The sequence below is a fragment of the Dorea sp. AGR2135 genome, assembly GCF_000420885.1.
Taxonomy (GTDB): Bacteria; Bacillota; Clostridia; order Lachnospirales; family Lachnospiraceae; genus Dorea; species Dorea formicigenerans.
Window position 1 is genome coordinate 36,380 of record NZ_ATVU01000008.1, and the last position, 18,237, is coordinate 54,616.

General features: G+C 41.6%; 22 protein-coding genes and 1 tRNA gene. 20 read left to right on the plus strand and 3 right to left on the minus strand.

Going from position 1 to position 18,237, the window contains the following annotated elements; translation table 11 throughout:
• Positions 1-4: 4 nt before the first annotated feature.
• Both G593_RS0106930 and yfcE read right to left on the minus strand, forming a co-directional pair.
• On the minus strand, positions 5-268 hold the full coding sequence (locus G593_RS0106930) for a hypothetical protein (protein WP_005332422.1): 264 nt from the start codon (positions 266-268) through the stop codon (positions 5-7).
• A gap of 211 nt (positions 269-479) precedes the next feature.
• Positions 480-1,013 carry a phosphodiesterase gene (gene yfcE / locus G593_RS0106935; protein WP_029731221.1) on the minus strand — a complete coding sequence of 178 codons (534 nt, stop codon included), beginning with the start codon at positions 1,011-1,013 and terminating at the stop codon, positions 480-482.
• A gap of 135 nt (positions 1,014-1,148) precedes the next feature.
• Here yfcE and G593_RS0106940 point away from each other — a divergent pair, with 135 nt between their 5' ends.
• A complete protein-coding gene (locus G593_RS0106940) occupies positions 1,149-2,276 on the plus strand; it encodes a GNAT family N-acetyltransferase (protein WP_044994219.1) in 1,128 nt (375 codons plus the stop codon).
• 140 nt (positions 2,277-2,416) lie between these two features.
• Here G593_RS0106940 and G593_RS0106945 read toward each other — a convergent pair whose 3' ends face one another.
• Complete coding sequence (locus G593_RS0106945; protein WP_029731224.1) at positions 2,417-3,280, minus strand: class I SAM-dependent methyltransferase; 864 nt, start codon at positions 3,278-3,280, stop codon at positions 2,417-2,419.
• A gap of 229 nt (positions 3,281-3,509) precedes the next feature.
• Between G593_RS0106945 and G593_RS0106950 the strand changes: the two genes are divergently transcribed.
• The 19 genes from G593_RS0106950 to rpmC all read left to right on the plus strand — a co-directional run bounded on the left by G593_RS0106950 (position 3,510) and on the right by rpmC (position 18,228).
• Positions 3,510-4,211, plus strand: a complete 702-nt coding sequence (locus G593_RS0106950) for a PHP-associated domain-containing protein (protein ID WP_029731226.1) — start codon at positions 3,510-3,512, stop codon at positions 4,209-4,211.
• Positions 4,212-4,260: 49 nt separating this feature from the next.
• On the plus strand, positions 4,261-4,845 hold the full coding sequence (gene yedF / locus G593_RS0106955; RefSeq protein ID WP_022278978.1) for a sulfurtransferase-like selenium metabolism protein YedF: 585 nt from the start codon (positions 4,261-4,263) through the stop codon (positions 4,843-4,845).
• Positions 4,846-5,002: 157 nt separating this feature from the next.
• Positions 5,003-6,043 (plus strand): selenide, water dikinase SelD, encoded by a 1,041-nt coding sequence (selD, locus tag G593_RS0106960; protein WP_081646508.1) that lies wholly within the window; start codon positions 5,003-5,005, stop codon positions 6,041-6,043.
• 39 nt (positions 6,044-6,082) lie between these two features.
• Complete coding sequence (gene selA / locus G593_RS0106965) at positions 6,083-7,501, plus strand: L-seryl-tRNA(Sec) selenium transferase (RefSeq protein WP_029731228.1); 1,419 nt, start codon at positions 6,083-6,085, stop codon at positions 7,499-7,501.
• A gap of 24 nt (positions 7,502-7,525) precedes the next feature.
• Positions 7,526-9,439 carry a selenocysteine-specific translation elongation factor gene (gene selB / locus G593_RS0106970; RefSeq protein WP_005332409.1) on the plus strand — a complete coding sequence of 638 codons (1,914 nt, stop codon included), beginning with the start codon at positions 7,526-7,528 and terminating at the stop codon, positions 9,437-9,439.
• A complete protein-coding gene (locus tag G593_RS0106975; protein WP_022278974.1) occupies positions 9,439-10,338 on the plus strand; it encodes a selenium metabolism-associated LysR family transcriptional regulator in 900 nt (299 codons plus the stop codon). The genes selB and G593_RS0106975 overlap by 1 nt, the downstream gene beginning before the upstream one ends.
• Before the next feature lie 164 nt (positions 10,339-10,502).
• A complete protein-coding gene (locus G593_RS0106980; protein ID WP_029731229.1) occupies positions 10,503-11,645 on the plus strand; it encodes an aminotransferase class V-fold PLP-dependent enzyme in 1,143 nt (380 codons plus the stop codon).
• 41 nt (positions 11,646-11,686) lie between these two features.
• Entirely contained in the window at positions 11,687-11,923 is a 237-nt protein-coding gene (locus tag G593_RS0106985) for a DUF3343 domain-containing protein (RefSeq protein ID WP_005332406.1), read from the plus strand.
• Between the two features lie 81 nt (positions 11,924-12,004).
• Positions 12,005-12,102, plus strand: a tRNA-Sec gene (locus G593_RS0106990).
• Between the two features lie 1,147 nt (positions 12,103-13,249).
• Entirely contained in the window at positions 13,250-13,567 is a 318-nt protein-coding gene (rpsJ, locus tag G593_RS0106995; protein ID WP_005332402.1) for a 30S ribosomal protein S10, read from the plus strand.
• A gap of 72 nt (positions 13,568-13,639) precedes the next feature.
• Positions 13,640-14,320, plus strand: coding sequence for a 50S ribosomal protein L3 (rplC, locus tag G593_RS0107000; protein WP_029731230.1), 681 nt, complete (start codon positions 13,640-13,642; stop codon positions 14,318-14,320).
• Between the two features lie 29 nt (positions 14,321-14,349).
• Positions 14,350-14,970, plus strand: a complete 621-nt coding sequence (rplD, locus tag G593_RS0107005) for a 50S ribosomal protein L4 (protein ID WP_005332400.1) — start codon at positions 14,350-14,352, stop codon at positions 14,968-14,970.
• Entirely contained in the window at positions 14,970-15,275 is a 306-nt protein-coding gene (gene rplW, locus G593_RS0107010) for a 50S ribosomal protein L23 (RefSeq protein WP_005332398.1), read from the plus strand. The genes rplD and rplW overlap by 1 nt, the downstream gene beginning before the upstream one ends.
• Before the next feature lie 88 nt (positions 15,276-15,363).
• Entirely contained in the window at positions 15,364-16,206 is an 843-nt protein-coding gene (gene rplB / locus G593_RS0107015) for a 50S ribosomal protein L2 (protein WP_005339032.1), read from the plus strand.
• 23 nt (positions 16,207-16,229) lie between these two features.
• Positions 16,230-16,511 carry a 30S ribosomal protein S19 gene (rpsS, locus tag G593_RS0107020; protein ID WP_029731231.1) on the plus strand — a complete coding sequence of 94 codons (282 nt, stop codon included), beginning with the start codon at positions 16,230-16,232 and terminating at the stop codon, positions 16,509-16,511.
• 26 nt (positions 16,512-16,537) lie between these two features.
• A complete protein-coding gene (rplV, locus tag G593_RS0107025; protein WP_005332390.1) occupies positions 16,538-16,927 on the plus strand; it encodes a 50S ribosomal protein L22 in 390 nt (129 codons plus the stop codon).
• Positions 16,928-16,938: 11 nt separating this feature from the next.
• Complete coding sequence (gene rpsC, locus G593_RS0107030; protein WP_005332389.1) at positions 16,939-17,592, plus strand: 30S ribosomal protein S3; 654 nt, start codon at positions 16,939-16,941, stop codon at positions 17,590-17,592.
• Between the two features lie 2 nt (positions 17,593-17,594).
• Positions 17,595-18,032, plus strand: a complete 438-nt coding sequence (gene rplP, locus G593_RS0107035) for a 50S ribosomal protein L16 (protein ID WP_005332388.1) — start codon at positions 17,595-17,597, stop codon at positions 18,030-18,032.
• On the plus strand, positions 18,022-18,228 hold the full coding sequence (rpmC, locus tag G593_RS0107040; protein WP_005332387.1) for a 50S ribosomal protein L29: 207 nt from the start codon (positions 18,022-18,024) through the stop codon (positions 18,226-18,228). Before rplP ends, rpmC begins: the two co-directional genes overlap by 11 nt.
• The last annotated feature ends 9 nt before the right edge of the window (positions 18,229-18,237 follow it).

Consider the following 18,237-nt stretch of genomic DNA (forward strand, 5'->3'; position numbering starts at 1 on the left):
TCTTTTATTCTTCTATTATATGAATTTCCAGATAGTCAAATTCAATAGAATCTACGAAGTTATCCTGATGAAATCTTGTCTTTGCATGTCTTTTGAATTCATCAATATTAGAATCCAGCCAGATTGGGTTGCTCAGATCAAATTCATGGCAGACTTCGTCAATTGCATGAAAAATCTTGTGTGTGCGGGTGTCATCGTTATCAACTTCTATGACAGTATCCCGCAGCATTCTATTATCTTTAAATTCTTTTGCCCATAATCGGAACATAGAAAATCCTCCTTGTATAATTTTTAGCGGTTGATAATAATGATGTAATCGGATTGCTCCATTGCTATGCAATTCCCGCAATCCTTGAACACCTCGAACTCCCATAAAATGGTGTATTCACACCATTTTATTTCGTCCTCGGTGTTCAGCGTGTCAAAAAGTATAAATTGCTTATTTGTGCGAGCACAAACACAATTTATACTTTTGACACTTACATCATATCGATCACATTTCCGTCCAGATCTTTCCAGATGAATTCCTGGTCATAGATCATATATCCATGTGCGGAATTCTCTTTTGGAATAGACACAGAACCTGGATTCATGTAAGTGAAATCAGCCATATCCTGATTTGCAGGAATGTGTGTGTGTCCATTCAGGAGAATATCTCCCTTCTTTAACATTGGCGGATTTGCAGGATTATGGTGATGACCGTGAGTTGCAAAAATAGTATGACCGTCCAGTTCAATAAAACAGTAATCGGCAAGAATTGGGAATTCCAGTACCATCTGGTCTACTTCGGTGTCGCAGTTGCCGCGGACACATAACAGATCCTCTTTCATAGCATTTAACATAGCAATGACAGCCTTTGGGTTGTAGTCTTTTGGCAGATCATTTCTTGGCCCATGATAAAGAAGGTCACCTAATAATAATAGTTTGTCAGCTTTTTCCCTTTTGTATGCTTCAATCATTTTCTCGCAATAATATGCAGAACCATGTATATCAGATGCAATCATTAATTTCATAAGTTTTATTTCCTCCAGAATTCGTAAATATATTTAGTTACAACTTTTCTACGACGGATTATAGCACAAAAGAAAGCAGACGTGTATAATTATGATAAATTCAAGTGGATTTTATACAAGAAAGGAAATACGATTATGGAAGATGAAATTATTGAAATATATGAATATAATGATCAGACACTCGAGCTATCACTTGTGACAGAAGAGGAAATCTCGGAGGCACTTGAAGTTGTCAGAGATACATTTGAAAGGACAAAGAATAAAAAGTGCAAGGTCTTTCGCCTGGAATCTGATGAAAAAATGCGTTCTTATATGACAGACAAAGGATTTGCAGTAAAAGCGATGCGTTATGGCGAGATGGTGGCAGTGTTTGTTGTCCAGACGGAAGGCGTGGACAAAATTCTTGCGGAAACCGGACTTGAACTTAGCGAGGAAGAAAGGAAAAGTGCTGCATTGATCTATTCCTGGTATCCTATGACTTATATAAGAAATGGGGAGGGGGTACCGGTACGATTGATTAATAAGATGATGCGTGCAGCAGAAAAAGTGATGTGGGACAGAGGTATTCATTATGCGGCAGGAATTATAGATTATGGAGTTACACGGGCAATGGGAACATTTGGGCGCAGCAGATATGCGGAAAGAGGAGATTTTCAGAAAGAAAACGGAGAAATGCAGACGCTCTTCTGGAAGGATCTGAAGAAAGTAGAGAGTCATTTGATGAATGGCGATGATGATTGTCCTTGGTTCCGTATTGAACAGGCCCAGGAGCAGGAAGGACCGGAAATTTATAATTTTATGCAGAGAATTTATGAGGGCATTCCGGATAAGAGCTGGTTTAGTATGGATAAAGAGGAGAAGATTCTTCGTTATGTGGCGACAGCAGGATTTGCAGTAAAAGCAGAGGCTCCGGTGAGAGGACATGAATACGAACTGGCAGGAATTTTTATAGCCCGGACATCAGAACTCGGGGAGGAGAATCTGGGGAAATATCTGAATTTAAACGAGGAAGAGCTTACCCGTGTCGCGCATATGGAAATTGCGATGGTAGATGAAGAATTCCGGGGAAGAGGTCTGCAAAAAGAACTGATGAAAACAGCGGAAGAACATTTGAAATTCTTAGGGTATCACTGGCTTATGGGGACGGCTCATCCGGAAAATGTGTACAGTGTGAATAATTTCCGAAAACTCGGGTATGAGATTGTGGCCAAGGACCTGAAATACGGCGGACTTCCGAGATATGTTTTCTGCAAGAAAATATAAGGATGTCATGATAATAAAAGACTGCAGAAAATCAATGTTTTTAATCTACATCTATTTCTGCAGCCTTTTCATGTAATTGTACACTTTTTCAATATATTTCCCGAATTGGTAATTCGGACAGCTTAAGTATATTAAGATAATTAATGATCTGCTTCCCAACGTCCCGAAGCTCCACATGGAAGGATCAGTCCGGAGCTTGTGACCGGAAGACCGATTTCCTGAGAGTCTACATGTCCATGGAAGGATTTTAACTCTGTTCCGAGCATGTAAGTTAATACGGCAGGAGCAAGCCCTGTTGTATAGGAGTTGATCAGGAAGAAAAGCGGATCCTCAGAAAGAATCTGAGTACACAGCTTAATAAGTGGATGAATGGCATCCTCGATCTTCCAAATCTCACCTTTTGGTCCGCGTCCGTAAGACGGCGGATCCATAATGATAGCATCGTAATGATTGCCGCGGCGGATTTCTCGTTCTACAAATTTTACACAGTCATCTACAAGCCAGCGGATTGGTTTATCGGACAATCCGGATGATGCGGCATTCTCCTTCGCCCAGGCTACCATACCTTTGGAAGCGTCCACGTGAGTGACATGTGCGCCGGCAGCGGCTGCTGCAAGTGTAGCTCCGCCGGTGTAGGCAAACAGGTTCAGAACTTTGACCGGGCGTCCGGCATTGCGGATCTTATCACCAAACCAGTCCCAGTTTGTTGCCTGCTCCGGAAAAAGTCCAGTGTGTTTGAAACTGAATGGTTTTAAATTGAATGTCAGCTCACCATAGTGAATTTGCCACTGTTCTGGTAAATCAAAAAACTCCCATTCACCGCCGCCTTTTTTGCTGCGGTGGTAGTGACCGTTCCTATGCTTCCAGCCTTTTTCTTTTTTTGGGGTATCCCAGATGACCTGCGGGTCCGGGCGTACCAGTGTGTAATCACCCCAGCGTTCCAGCTTCTCGCCGCCGCTGCAGTCGATGACTTCATAATCTTTCCATTTATCTGCAATCCACATAATAAAACTCCTTTAAAATTTATATAGAAAATCATTGGATATTTTACGGATTTTACCGTTCAGACTGAAGTACAGTGCTATTTTACACAAAAACTCAGTATCATAAGTGTAGCATAGGCACAACACATTTTCAATTATAGATATTTTCTATATAAACGGACAATTATTATAAAAGTCAATTTGAAGATGAGCGAGAATCTTCTTATAATATAAAGAGGAGGGAAAAATTATGTTTATTGACACACACATGCATGAAATGACATATTCACCAGACAGCTTCCTGAAGCTGGAAGAGATGGTTCGGATCGGTAAGGAGAAAGGGCTTGGAGCGCTTTGCATTACTGACCATGACAGTATGGGGCTTAAGGACTATGCAGCAGAATATACAGCGAGGACAGGCTTCCCAATTTTTGTTGGGATTGAGTATTATTCTCTTCAGGGAGACATTGTCGCATTTGGAATTGAAGATTACCCGAAAGAGCGGATCCCGGCACAGGATTTTATAGATTTTGTAAAAGCACAGGGAGGCGTTTGTTTTGCAGCGCATCCATTTCGCAATAATAACCGAGGCCTGGAGGAGAATCTGGCTGTGGTGCGCGGTCTGGATGGTGTGGAGGTGCTCAATGGAAGTACATCTTTTGCTGCATGTATGAAAGCAGCGGCATATGCAAGGCAGTATGGATATTTTACACTTGGTTCCAGCGACTGTCATGTGCCGGAAAAAGTCGGTGTGTGTGCGACATATTTTCCGAATGAGGTCAGAACGATGGATGAGTTCCTGGCAGAGTTCAAAAAAGGACAGATGAAGCCGGCATATTATGTTCAGGGTGGCTATCGTGTCCTGGAAGTCCAGAATAACGACAAAAAAGTCCAAAATAGCATAAAAATACCATTTACCTTTCCAGCTAGAAGTGATAGTATGTATCTATAGTGTGCGTAAGAAATGGTATATTTAAATAAAAGAAAGGTGGAAATATACAATGATTACAGTTGACGCAATGGGAGATAACTGCCCGATTCCGGTTATCAAGACAAAAAAAGCAATGGATGCACTTACAGGACCGGAGACAATCGAAGTGTTAGTTGATAACGAGATTGCCGTACAGAATGTGACAAAGATGGCTGCAAGTGCCGGAGGAAAAGTTACATCTGAGCAGAAAGCTGAGAAAGAATATGTTGTTACGATCGAGATGGAAGGAGCACCAGCAGCAGAGGATGATGCGCAGGACGACAATACAGTTGTTGTAATAAGCTCTGACCGCATGGGTACAGGTAACGATGAACTTGGTAAAGTCCTGATCAAAGGATTTATTTTTGCTGTAACTCAGCTTGATAAATTACCAAAGACTATGCTTTTCTATAATGGAGGAGCAACACTTACAACTGAAGGATCTGATTCATTAGAAGATCTGAAATCTCTGGAAGCACAGGGAGTAGAGATTATGACATGTGGAACATGTCTTGATTACTATGGATTAAAAGACAAGCTTGCAGTAGGTTCTGTGACGAATATGTACAGCATTGTTGAGACACAGGCAAAAGCAACTAAGATCATTAAACCATAAGATGAGCACGCGAAGGGCGTGCCAGATGCTGTCTTGGGGGACAGCTCTGGAATTACCGGATTGAGATGAAAAGAGGAGCCTTCTGTTGTGACTGAATGGAAAGCTCCTTTTATTCATATATAATTATTTATTCAACATTGAGGAGGAATTAAGAAAAATGAAAACAAATGTCAAGTTGACTAGCTTAAGCAAGACTTCGGGGTGAGCGGCCAAAATAGGTCCGGAGACCCTTGCTCAGGTACTGAGTAAGCTGCCAAAATTTCAGGATGATAAGTTAATAGTAGGGATTGAGACATCCGATGATGCAGCCATCTATAAAGTCACTGACGATATCGCGATGATTCAAACGGTAGATTTTTTCACTCCGATTGTTGATGATCCTTATATGTTCGGACAAATCGCCGCAGCCAATTCATTGAGTGATGTATGGGCTATGGGTGGGGAACCGGCGGTTGCACTGAATATTGTTGGATTCCCGAATTGTCTGGATCCGGCAATCCTTGGTGATATACTGGCTGGTGGTGCAGATAAAGTAAAAGAAGCAGGAGCAGTGCTGGTAGGCGGACATTCTGTACAGGACGATGAGCCGAAGTATGGATTGTGCGTGTCTGGTTTTGTACATCCTGACAAGATATTCAAGAACTATGGATGCAGACCGGGAGATATTCTTGTATTGACAAAACAGATTGGGAGCGGTGTGGTAAATACAGCGATCAAAGCTGATATGGCATCACCTTCCGCAATCCGTGAAGCGGAGACGGTCATGGCGTCATTGAATAAACTTGGAAAACAAGTAGTTGAGAAATTCGACGTATCTGCGTGTACAGATATTACAGGATTTGGACTTTTAGGACACTGTGTAGAGATGGCATCTGCCAGTGAAGTGACTTTCGAGATCAATGTCCGTGATATCGAATATTTTGCAGACGCAATTGACTATGCGAAGATGGGACTTGTCCCGGCGGGGGCTTACAAGAATCGAGGATACTCTATCAATCGGGTCGAGGTTGGACATGTGGAAGATTTCTACCTGGATCTTCTGTATGATCCACAGACATCAGGTGGATTGTTGATGAGTGTGGCGCCAGAGAATCTTCAGGAGATGCTTGCAGATTTTCGCGCGGCACATATGGATACAAAAGTTTCTGTTATTGGAAAAGTGGCAGAGAAGAGCGATAAACTGATTCGTCTGTATTAGTCAGACGAACAAAAGAAAAAGAAGGGGAACAAAGAAGTCATGAATAAGAATATGTTATACCGCAGCATTCCGAAAGTGGATGTATTGCTGGAAGACCCGGAGATTCAGGGGCTGATTGAAACATACAGCCGGGATACGGTAGTGGAATCGATTCATTTGGAGATGGATGCACTCAGAAAATATATCGGAACATGCGAGGATGAGGAAAAGGCAAAAGAACAGATTGAGAATTTGAATACGAATGTTCGAAGAACAGTAACTGCCATGCATACACCGAATATGCGTTCAGTCATCAATGGGACAGGAACGATTCTTCATACGAACCTTGGACGAGCACCGATCAGCCAGAAACACATGAATCGGATCGCTCAGATTGCAACGGGATATTCTAATCTGGAATACAATCTGGAAGCCGGAAGACGCGGAGAGAGATATTCACATTTTGAAAAACTGCTCTGTAAGATTACAGGCGCAGAGGCTGCGATGGCGGTAAATAATAATGCGGCAGCTGTTATGCTTATTTTAAGTTCCCTTGCAAAAGGAGGCGAAGTCGTTGTATCCCGCGGTGAGCTTGTTGAAATCGGTGGAAAATTCCGGGTTCCGGATGTTATGGAACAAAGTGGAGCAACACTGGTAGAAGTCGGAACGACTAACAAGACACATTATGATGATTATGAGAGCGCAATTACAGAAGAGACAAAGGCGCTTCTGAAAGTTCATACAAGTAATTATCGAATCGTAGGATTTACAGATACAGTAGGAATTGATGAATTGATTCCGATTGCGAAAGAACATGATATTCCGGTCATTGAAGATCTGGGAAGCGGTGTTCTGATCGATCTTAGCAAATATGGAATCACTTATGAACCTACTGTTCAGGATTCCATCAGAAAAGGAGCAGATGTGGTGTGCTTCAGCGGTGATAAGCTGCTTGGAGGTCCGCAGGCTGGAATTATTATCGGTAAGAAAACATATATCGATATGATGAAAAAGAACCAGCTTACTCGTGCTCTTAGAATTGATAAATTTACAGCAACAGCACTGGAACTGGTGCTTCAGGAATACCTGTCTGAGGAAAATGCAATCCAGAATATTCCGGTACTTAAGATGATCACAAAGTCTTATGACGAGACGGTTGCAGAAGCAAAGACATTTAAGCGTATGCTTCAGAGAGCAAAGCTGCCTGCAGCTTATGAAGTTGTGGATTGTGAATCGCAGATTGGAGGAGGATCTCTTCCGCTGGAACGAATTCCAAGTGCTGCAGTTGCAATCCATCCGGAAAAGATCAGTGTTCCGGAACTGGAAGAACGTATGAGACATTTGCCTGTTCCGATTATTCCAAGAACGGTAAATGATACGATTCTTTTGGATGTGAGAACATTGGATAAAGATGCAATGACACTTGCTGTAAAGCAGTTAAAAGAGATGGATATATTAGAAGAAACAAGTCTTTTATAGAGACAATTAGGAGTATAGAGACAGATGAAGAATATTATCATTGGTACAGCCGGACATATCGATCATGGAAAGACAACTTTGATCAAAGCTCTTACAGGAAGAAATACAGACCGCTGGGAGGAAGAACAGAAGAGAGGAATCACCATAGATCTTGGATTCACATATTTTGATCTTCCAAGTGGAGACCGTGCGGGAATTATCGATGTTCCTGGACATGAGAGATTTATCAACAATATGGTGGCCGGAGTTGTAGGAATGGATCTGGTGCTTCTTGTTATTGCGGCGGATGAAGGAATTATGCCGCAGACAAGGGAACATATGGATATCTTGCATCTTCTGGGAATTGAAAAGAGTATTATTGTCCTGAATAAATGCGATATCGTAGATGAAGAATGGCTGGAACTGGTGGAAGAGGAAGTGCGTGAAGAATTAAAAGGCACATTTCTGGAAAAAGCACCGGTATGTAAGGTGTCTGCTGCAACCGGTCAGGGACTGGAAGAACTGATTCAGGTGATCGAGCATATGACAAGTGATGAAGTTGTAGCTAAAGATGTGAATACAATTCCGAGACTTCCGATTGACCGCGCATTTACATTGTCTGGGTTTGGCACGATTATTACCGGAACCCTTGTGTCTGGTACGATTCGTAAAGAAGATACTCTGGAAATGTATCCGATTGGCAAAGAGTGCAAGATTCGCAGCATTCAGGTACATGGTCAGGATAAAAAAGAGTGTTATGCGGGACAACGTGTGGCAATTAATCTGTCTAATGTTAAGAAAAAAGAAATTCAGCGAGGCTGTGTGCTGGCACCGCCGGCAAGTATGAAAAATACAGACCTGCTGGATGTGAAGATGAATATACTGGACTCCTCTATGCGGGTATTGACGAATCATACGAGATTACATCTGTTTACAGGAACGAGTGAAATTTTATGCCGTGCAGTACTGCTTGATAAAGAAGAAATCGGACCAGGTGAGAGTGGATATGTTCAACTTCGCCTGGAAGATGAAATTGCAGTACGCAGAGGTGATAAGTTTGTAGTCCGTTTTTATTCTCCGATGGAGACGATTGGGGGAGGCGTGATTCTTGAGCCAAATCCGGGTGTGAAGAGACGTTTTCAACAAGATGTGATTGAAGAACTTAAGAGAAAAGAATCCGGTTCTTCAGCGGATGTAATTGAACTTCATATAAAAGAACATGGAGACACAATGATCACTTCTGCAGAACTTGCAAAGCTGACGGCATTGTCCATGGATGAGGTAAACCAGGATATAGAAGAATTAAAAGAGAATGGCCAGATTTATGTATTCCCGATGAAAAAAGATACGTTTACATGGCATGCGGATTCAAAACGTGGAGCAGTACAGGCGATTGTGAAGAGTCTGGAATCCTATGAAAAAGAGAATCCGTATCGTTATGGAATGAAGAAAGCGGAAGTGCAGATGACACATTTTAAGGGAATGAAACCGAATGTGTTTGATAAAGTCATTGAGCTGTTGGAAACTGAGGGATATGTGAAACGTGTCGGAGAATTTTTGTGCACACCTCAGTTTGAAATAAAGAAAGATGAGACGTATAACAAGATAGCAAAGACCGTGCTTGGTACATTTGAAAGTGCGAAATATGACTTTGCAAAATATTCAGAGATTGACTTTGGAAAGACTCCAAGAGCAATGGCTGATGATATCCTGAATGTATTGCTGGTCGAGGGTAAAGTAGTAAAAATCGCAGAAGATATGTATACACTGACGGAATATATGGAAGAAGCAAAGAATATCATTCGGGAGAAATTAGCGGAAGATCCGGTTATTACGATTGCTCAGGTACGAGATATATTTGCGACCAGCCGAAAGAGTGCGAAACCAATTTTGGAATATATGGACAGTATCAAAGTTACCAAGAAAGTCGGAGCAGAAAGTGAAAGGGTAGCATACTAATGAACTTGAAACAATTAGAGGCTTTTGTACAGGTATCTGAAAGTGGCAGCTTTTCGAAGGCTGCCAAAGAACTTTTCCTGACACAGCCGACAATCAGTGCGCATATTTCCTCCCTGGAAAAGGAATTGAATGTACGGTTATTTATAAGAAATACAAAAGAAGTAAGTCTGTCAGATGACGGAAAAGATCTGTACCGTTATGCGAAGCAGATCACAGATCTTGAAAAGGCGATAGAAGAACGGTTTTATATGGATAGTGATGATGGAAAACATGTTATCACAATTGCGGCATCAACAATACCTGCGCAGTATCTTCTGCCGAAAGTATTGATGTGTTACAGAGAACGCCATCCAAAAGAGCAGATTAAGATTATGGAAACCGATAGTAGTGAAGTGGTTACACAGGTTGTAGATCACATGGTCGATGTCGGCTTTACAGGTACTGTACTTGAGAAAAAGCACTGCAAGTACATACCTTTCTATAAGGATGAATTGGCTGTGATCACTCCGGATACACCGGAATATAGAATACTGAAAGAACAGAATCGTGATGACATTGACTGGATCAAAAGGAAACCGCTGATTTTACGTGAAGAAGGATCAGGTACTAGAAAAGAAGCGGAAAAACAGTTGAAAAATGCTGGAATATCCATGGAGGCTTTGGATATTGTGGCGAGCATTGCGAATCAGGAGACAATTAAAAAGTCTGTAAAACAAGGCATGGGGATTACGGTCCTTTCCAGACTGGCAGCTGAGGATGAAGATGGCCTGCTTATATTCCCGATTCCGGGCGCTGATGAAGGACGAGATATCAATCTGGTCTATAATAAAAATTATCAGATGACAAGATCGGCAGACCGTTTTATCCGGATCGTAAAGGAAGTATATGACATAGAATAGTGGTTACGGAACATATAAGTGACTATGAAATATATAAATGACTATGAAATATATCAGTGACTTATTTAAATAAAGAGAAAGAGATAGAATTAAGTTTGTACAATGATGTTGGGACCCTGGCATCATACAATAAATATATAGAAGCGACGAAAGGGGATATTAGCGTGATATATATGGATAATGCAGCAACGACTATGCATAAACCGAAGACGGTGATCGATGCGGTAGTCGCAGCTATGAGTTCTATGGGAAATGCCGGACGTGGTGCGAATGAGGCGTCTTTAAGTGCATCAAGAATTATTTATGATACGAGAGAAAGGCTTGCAAAATTATTTGGGGCAGAAAATCCGAAGCAGATTGTGTTTACAATGAATTCGACAGAAAGTCTGAATATTGCGATTAAAGGATTGATTGAACCGGGAGATCATGTGATCACAACCATGCTGGAGCATAACTCTGTGCTTCGACCACTCTATGAGATGGAAGACAGAGGCGCGAAGCTTACGATTATAAAAGCAGACAAGCAGGGAAATTTTTCCCTGGAGGATATGGGAGCTGCGATCACGCCAAAGACAAAAGCTATAGTATGTACCAATGGTTCCAATCTTACAGGAAATTATGTGGATGTTGCAGCTGTCGGTGAGATGGCACATAGACACGGAGTTCTTTTGATCGTAGATGCATCTCAGACGGCGGGAGTATTTCCGATTGATGTTCAGAAAATGAATATTGACGTGCTTTGTTTTACTGGACACAAAGGTCTGCTTGCTCCGCAGGGGACCGGAGGTCTGTATGTCAGAGAAGGGATCACAGTGCAACCATTGTTGAGCGGTGGAAGCGGAGTTCAGACTTACAATAAAAAACATCCGGTGGAGATGCCGACGGCATTGGAGGCAGGAACACTCAATGGTCATGGTATTGCGGGAATGAATGCAGCTCTTGCATATCTGGAAGAGACTGGAATTGACACGATCAGGGAGCGCGAGCAGGAACTGATGTGGAAATTTTATGAAGGTGTTAAAGATATTCCGAATGTTACGGTATATGGTGATTTCAGCACAAAGAACCGTTGCGCGATTGTCGCACTGAATATTGGAGATTATGATTCAGCAGAGGTCAGTGATGAATTGCTTACGGAATATGGTATTTCTACAAGACCGGGTGGTCATTGTGCTCCACTGGCACACGAAGCACTTGGAAATGTAGAACAAGGAGCAGTGAGGTTTAGTTTTTCCCATTACAATACAGATGAGGAAATTGAAACTGCAATCCGTGCAATTGAAGAGCTTGCACAGGATGAAGAGTAAAAAAGATAAAGCATAACTTGAGATAGAAAAGGAAGACACTGATGAGAAAAAAAGAATTGAAACTGGTAGTTACTTTCCATACAACTGCAGATGCGATGGCTATGGAAAAGGCATGTAAAGAGAATAATACACCGGGCAGAATCATCCCGGTTCCAAGAGCTATCTCAGCAGGATGTGGACTTTCCTGGTGCGCAGCACTTGACGAGAGAGAAGAAATCGTTGCCATGATGGAGAAAGTTGGGATTGAACCAGAAGACCTGCATGAGTGCCTTGTATAAAAAAATGCAATAAATACTTGTAAAATATCGAAAAATATGATATTCTATCATAGCGTGATTAAAACGTGCGTAATTTAATACGGGGGTAGTTGGGTAACTGGTGTGCCTCCTAGTCTTCAAAACTAGTGTGGGGCGTTAAGAGCGTCCCGGGTGGGTTCGATTCCCACATGCCTCCGCCAAAAGAGAGGATTCAGATCTATTGCAAGAGCGATGGATCTTTTTTATTACATCATGGAAAAATGTAAGAAAATGCATTTTTATATATAAAAACTCATTGAGAAAAACGAAAGAAATTGAAAATAGAATCTTTAAAATAATCAGGGAAGAAAAAAGGAGGACAATAAATTACAGGAAACTTCAAAAAAGAACGATAAGTTACAAAAATAATAGAAAAACATTATGAAAAACATTAATTATATAGAAGTACAATAAATAGAATGGGTAAATTGACTAAAAGAGTAGAGAATGAAAATGCTTATTTGTCATATCGTATAAAAATACAAAAAAACACTGGGATTCAATTGACGAAAGCGCTTGCAAGTGGTATATTATAAGCAACTTAAAGATGTTCAGACCAACGGCGGTTATCTTAATATGATTCATATAGATGACTGCTATTATATTTTGAGACATGTTTAAGTTAAATGACAACTTTGGTTGTGATTGCAGTTAAGCTGTTGCCGGCTGTTTCCCCCAAGAATAGTCTTGCAACGGTAAACTCCAATTAATATATATACTTCCTCTTCGGAGGAGCATTCCCCAGCTTTGTATATAATAACAAACTGCAATGCAACGAGGAAAACCTCTCAATGACATACCAAAAAGAAAGAGCACGACATGAGCAGATGTCGTGCTTTTTCTTTTGTCCGATAAAATAAGCTGAGAGATGACTCCCGCCTCTATAGGTGGTGAGAAACAAGCTGGTATCAGTGACGGGAGCCAATCCCCCCAGCTGATATAGCCTCCGGCAGGATTGCAAAGGTGCGCAAACCTTGAAAATACGTGGTTTTTAGATTGTACTGGAAAAAGTACAAAAAAATAAAAAAAAGACTTGCATTATTGCCTTGGATTAGATATACTAAGAGAGCTGTGACATGATAGCAATGAAACGCGAGGTTGCCGTCGAGAATGACGGGTTTTCCGTGGAGCGAATGTCAAGTTAGGAAACTGGCGACAAGTCACTGTACGAATCAAAAACTGATTACTGATTACCATTAGGTATAAGTATGAAACAACGTGTGAGTTTCTCACGACACACACGGGAGAGTGTACAGTCACCGCTTGTCGTACTGAAGTTAAAAGTACGAAAAGGAGGCGACTTTTTTTATGGCAAGTCAAGTAATGAGAATCACATTAAAAGCGTATGATCATCAGTTAGTAGATGCATCCGCAAAAAAAATCATCGAAACTGTAAAGAAGAACGGAGCACAGGTGAGCGGACCGGTTCCACTTCCAACTAAGAAGGAAGTTGTAACAATCTTAAGAGCTGTTCACAAGTACAAAGACTCCAGAGAGCAGTTCGAGCAGAGAACTCATAAGAGACTGATCGATATCGTAACACCTACACAGAAGACTGTAGATGCGTTATCAAGATTAGAGATGCCAGCAGGTGTTTATATCGATATCAAAATGAAAAACAAATAAGACACAGTAATTCCTAAAATTTAGGATGAACGCCAAGCTGCGTTCCGCTGTAAATCACAGGAGGTAATTATAATGAAGAAAGCTATCTTAGCTACAAAAGTCGGAATGACTCAGATCTTCAATGAAGACGGAACACTGACACCTGTAACTGTACTTCAGGCTGGTCCTTGTGTAGTAACACAGATCAAGACTGTAGAGAATGACGGTTACGAAGCTGTACAGGTTGGATTCGTTGACAAGAAAGACAAAACTGTAAACAAAGACAAAAATGGTAAAAAGGAAATCGTTCATCGTCATGGTGTAACCAAGGCTGAGCAGGGACATTTCGCAAAAGCTGGAGTAACTGGAAAGAGATTCGTAAAAGAGTTCAAATTCGAGAACACAGCTGATTATGCACTTGCACAGGAGATCAAAGCTGACATTTTTGAAGCTGGCGACAAGATCGACGCTACTGCCATTTCTAAAGGAAAAGGATTCCAGGGTGCTATTAAGAGACACAACCAGCACAGAGGACCTATGGCTCACGGCTCTAAATTCCATCGTCATCAGGGATCTAACGGTGCTGCATCTGATCCGAGTAAAGTATTCAAAGGAAAGAAGATGCCAGGACACATGGGAAGCAAAAAGATTACAATTCAGAATCTTGAAGTTGTCCGTGTAGATGCAGAGAACAATCTTCTTTTAGTAAAAGGCTCTGTACCGGGACCTAAGAAATCCTTAGTAACAATTAGAGAAGCAGTAAAAGCTAACTAGGTTTTGACGAGGAAGGAGGAAGACTTAAAATGGCAAACGTATCTGTTTATAATATCGAAGGTAAAGAAGTTGAGACAATCGAATTAAGCGATGCGGTATTTGGTGTTGAGGTTAACGAGCACCTTGTACACATGGCAGTTGTTAATCAGCTTGCAAATAACCGTCAGGGAACACAGAAAGCTAAAACACGTTCTGAAGTTTCCGGTGGTGGAAGAAAACCATGGAGACAGAAAGGAACTGGTCATGCAAGACAGGGTTCAACAAGAGCTCCACAGTGGACAGGCGGCGGAGTAGTATTCGCACCAGTACCGAGAGATTACTCATTCAAGATGAACAAGAAAGAGAAGAGAGCAGCTCTGAAATCCGCTCTTACTTCCAGAGTAGAAGAGAACAAGTTCATCGTAGTTGACTCACTTACATTTGATGAGATCAAAACAAAGAATGTAGCAAACGCACTTAAGAACTTAAACGTATCTAAAGCATTAGTAGTATTAGAGGACGGAAATGTTAACGCAGAGCTTTCTGCAAAGAATATCGCTGGTGTTAAAACAGCTAAAACTAATACGATCAATGTGTATGATGTTATGAAATACAACACAGTAATCGCAACAAAGGCTGCTGTTAAAGCAATCGAGGAGGTGTACGCATAATGGCAAACGTTCAGTATTATGATGTAATCCTTAAACCAGTTGTAACTGAGAAGACAATGGAGCTCATGGGAGATAAGAAATACACATTCCTTGTACACCCGGAAGCAACAAAATCTCAGATCAAAGAAGCCGTTGAGAAAATGTTCGACGGAACAAAGGTAGCGAAAGTTAACACAATGAACTGCGAAGGAAAGAAGAAAAGAGTTCGCGGAACATTCAAATATGGTAAGACTGCTGCAACAAAGAAAGCAATCGTACAGTTAACTGAGGACAGCAAAGATATCGAGATCTTCCAGGGTCTCTAAGATCTTTGGAGAGCACATGAGGAAATTCGCCGTGCTCAATGCATACGGAAAGCAACCGTGATAATAAACAATCGAAAGGAGAAACACCATGGGAATTAAGACATATAACCCATATACGCCTTCCAGAAGACAGATGACTGGTTCTGATTTTTCAGAAATCACAAAAAAGACACCAGAGAAATCTCTGTTAGCTCCAAAGAGCAGACAGGCAGGCCGTAACAACCAGGGAAAAATCACAGTTAGACACCGCGGAGGCGGAGCTAAGAAAAAATATAGAATTATCGACTTCAAGAGAAGAAAAGATGGAATCGCTGCTACAGTAATCGGTATCGAGTACGATCCGAACAGAACAGCTAACATCGCTCTGATCTGCTACGAAGATGGTGAGAAAGCTTATATCCTTGCACCAGAAGGATTAAAAGACGGCATGAAAGTCATGAATGGACCAGAGGCTGAGGTTAGAGTAGGAAACTGCTTGCCACTTTCTCAGATTCCAGTAGGTACACAGATCCACAACATCGAGCTTCACCCAGGAAAGGGCGGACAGATGGTTCGTTCTGCTGGTAACAGCGCTCAGTTAATGGCTAAAGAAGGAAAGTATGCAACACTGAGACTTCCTTCAGGAGAGATGAGAATGGTTCCGCTTGAGTGCAGAGCTTCTATCGGAGTAGTAGGAAATGGTGACCACAACCTGATCAACATTGGTAAAGCAGGTCGTACACGTCACATGGGTATCAGACCGACAGTTCGTGGTTCTGTTATGAACCCGAATGACCATCCGCATGGTGGTGGTGAAGGTAAGACTGGAATCGGACGTCCGGGTCCATGTACACCTTGGGGTAAACCAGCACTTGGTCTTAAGACAAGAAAGAAAAATAAAGCTTCTAACAAGATGATCGTAAGAAGAAGAGATGGTAAATCTATTAAATAGTTTTCGTAAGGAGGTTAGAACCTATGGCACGTTCAGTTAAAAAAGGCCCATTCGCAGATGCAAGCCTGCTTAAGAAGGTTGACGCAATGAACGCAGCAGGAGACAAGTCTGTAATCAAGACATGGTCCCGCCGTTCTACAATCTTCCCAAGCATGGTTGGACATACAATCGCCGTTCACGACGGGAGAAAACATGTACCTGTATATGTAACAGAAGATATGGTTGGACACAAACTCGGAGAGTTCGTAGCAACCAGAACATACAGAGGACATGGAAAAGACGAGAAGAAATCAAGAGTTAGATAATTATATTGTGAAAGGAGGGTTCATCCATGGCTAAAGGACAACACAGATCCCAGATTAAGAGAGAAAGAAATGCTAACAAAGATACGAGACCTTCTGCTAAGTTATCTTATGCAAGAGTTTCCGTACAGAAAGCATGCTTCGTATTGGATGCCATCAGAGGTAAGGATGTACAGACAGCACTTGGTATTTTGACTTATAATCCAAGATATGCTTCTAGTTTAATAAAGAAATTATTAGAGTCAGCAATCGCAAATGCTGAGAACAATAACGGTATGAATGCTGAGAACCTTTATATTGCAGAGGCTTATGCAAACAAAGGACCAACAATGAAGAGAATCAGACCTAGAGCACAGGGTAGAGCTTACAGAATCGAGAAGAGAATGAGCCACATTACACTCGTGCTTGATGAAAGATAAGGAGGACAATCATGGGACAGAAAGTTAATCCTCATGGCTTAAGAGTCGGTGTTATCAAAGACTGGGACTCTAAGTGGTATGCAGAAAAGGATTTTGCAGACTACCTGGTAGAAGACCATGAAATCAGAACGTATCTTAAGAAGAGATTATACAGCGCTGGTGTTTCCAAGATCGAGATCGAAAGAGCATCTGATCGCGTTAAGATTACAATTTATACAGCTAAACCGGGTGTTGTTATCGGTAAAGGCGGAGCTGAGATCGAGAAAGTAAAAGGTGAGCTTGCACAGTTTACTGACAAGAAATTAGTTGTTGATATCAAAGAGATCAAGAGACCGGATAAAGACGCTCAGTTAGTAGCAGAGAATATCGCATTACAGCTTGAGAACCGTATTTCATTCAGACGTGCTATGAAATCATGCATGTCCAGAACAATGAAGTCTGGAGCACTCGGAGTTAAAACTTCCGTATCCGGACGTCTTGGTGGAGCTGATATGGCTCGTACAGAGTTCTACAGCGAGGGAACAATTCCACTTCAGACACTGAGAGCAGACATTGACTACGGATTCGCTGAGGCAAACACAACTTATGGTAAAGTTGGAGTTAAAGTTTGGATTTACAAAGGCGAGGTTCTTCCGGAGAGAGCACATAAGGAAGGAGATAGATAATCATGTTAATGCCAAAAAGAGTAAAACGTCGTAAACAATTCCGTGGTTCCATGAAGGGTAAAGCTCTTCGCGGAAACAAGATTACTAATGGTGAATATGGTATCGTTGCAATGGAGCCATGCTGGATCCGTTCCAACCAGATCGAGGCTGCCCGTGTTGCTATGACTCGTTATATCAAACGTGGTGGTAAAGTTTGGATCAAAATATTCCCTGATAAACCTGTAACTACGAAACCAGCTGAGACACGTATGGGTTCTGGAAAAGGAACCTTAGAGTACTGGGTAGCAGTTGTTAAACCGGGTCGCGTAATGTTCGAGATTTCCGGAGTAGCTGAGGAAGTAGCTAAAGAAGCTCTTCGTCTTGCAACACACAAGCTGCCATGTAAATGTAAAGTAGTTTCTCGCGCAGACTTAGAAGGCGGTGATAACAGTGAAAATTAATGCATTTGTAGAAGATTTAAAGACAAAATCAGCTGCAGAGCTGAATGAAGAATTAGTAGCTGCTAAAAAGGAACTCTTCAACTTAAGATTCCAGAACGCAACAAATCAGTTAGACAACACAAGCAGAATCAAAGAAGTTAGAAGAAATATTGCCAGAATTCAGACAGTAATTACTGAAAAGGCAGCTCAGAATTAAGAGTAGACT

Excerpts from the sequence above, each read along its gene's own strand:
- G593_RS0106985 (WP_005332406.1), top strand. The coding sequence starts at position 11,687 with ATGAGAAAAAAAGAATTGAAACTGGTAGTTACTTTCCATACAACTGCA.
- rplD (WP_005332400.1), top strand. The coding sequence starts at position 14,350 with ATGGCAAACGTATCTGTTTATAATATCGAAGGTAAAGAAGTTGAGACA.
- G593_RS0106950 (WP_029731226.1), top strand. The coding sequence starts at position 3,510 with ATGTTTATTGACACACACATGCATGAAATGACATATTCACCAGACAGC.
- rplC (WP_029731230.1), top strand. The coding sequence starts at position 13,640 with ATGAAGAAAGCTATCTTAGCTACAAAAGTCGGAATGACTCAGATCTTC.
- rpsS (WP_029731231.1), top strand. The coding sequence starts at position 16,230 with ATGGCACGTTCAGTTAAAAAAGGCCCATTCGCAGATGCAAGCCTGCTT.
- yedF (WP_022278978.1), top strand. The coding sequence starts at position 4,261 with ATGATTACAGTTGACGCAATGGGAGATAACTGCCCGATTCCGGTTATC.
- rpsC (WP_005332389.1), top strand. The coding sequence starts at position 16,939 with ATGGGACAGAAAGTTAATCCTCATGGCTTAAGAGTCGGTGTTATCAAA.
- selA (WP_029731228.1), top strand. The coding sequence starts at position 6,083 with ATGAATAAGAATATGTTATACCGCAGCATTCCGAAAGTGGATGTATTG.
- G593_RS0106930 (WP_005332422.1), bottom strand. The coding sequence starts at position 268 with ATGTTCCGATTATGGGCAAAAGAATTTAAAGATAATAGAATGCTGCGG.
- yfcE (WP_029731221.1), bottom strand. The coding sequence starts at position 1,013 with ATGAAATTAATGATTGCATCTGATATACATGGTTCTGCATATTATTGC.
- rplV (WP_005332390.1), top strand. The coding sequence starts at position 16,538 with ATGGCTAAAGGACAACACAGATCCCAGATTAAGAGAGAAAGAAATGCT.
- rplB (WP_005339032.1), top strand. The coding sequence starts at position 15,364 with ATGGGAATTAAGACATATAACCCATATACGCCTTCCAGAAGACAGATG.
- G593_RS0106975 (WP_022278974.1), top strand. The coding sequence starts at position 9,439 with ATGAACTTGAAACAATTAGAGGCTTTTGTACAGGTATCTGAAAGTGGC.
- rplW (WP_005332398.1), top strand. The coding sequence starts at position 14,970 with ATGGCAAACGTTCAGTATTATGATGTAATCCTTAAACCAGTTGTAACT.
- rplP (WP_005332388.1), top strand. The coding sequence starts at position 17,595 with ATGTTAATGCCAAAAAGAGTAAAACGTCGTAAACAATTCCGTGGTTCC.
- selB (WP_005332409.1), top strand. The coding sequence starts at position 7,526 with ATGAAGAATATTATCATTGGTACAGCCGGACATATCGATCATGGAAAG.
- G593_RS0106945 (WP_029731224.1), bottom strand. The coding sequence starts at position 3,280 with ATGTGGATTGCAGATAAATGGAAAGATTATGAAGTCATCGACTGCAGC.
- G593_RS0106940 (WP_044994219.1), top strand. The coding sequence starts at position 1,149 with ATGGAAGATGAAATTATTGAAATATATGAATATAATGATCAGACACTC.
- rpsJ (WP_005332402.1), top strand. The coding sequence starts at position 13,250 with ATGGCAAGTCAAGTAATGAGAATCACATTAAAAGCGTATGATCATCAG.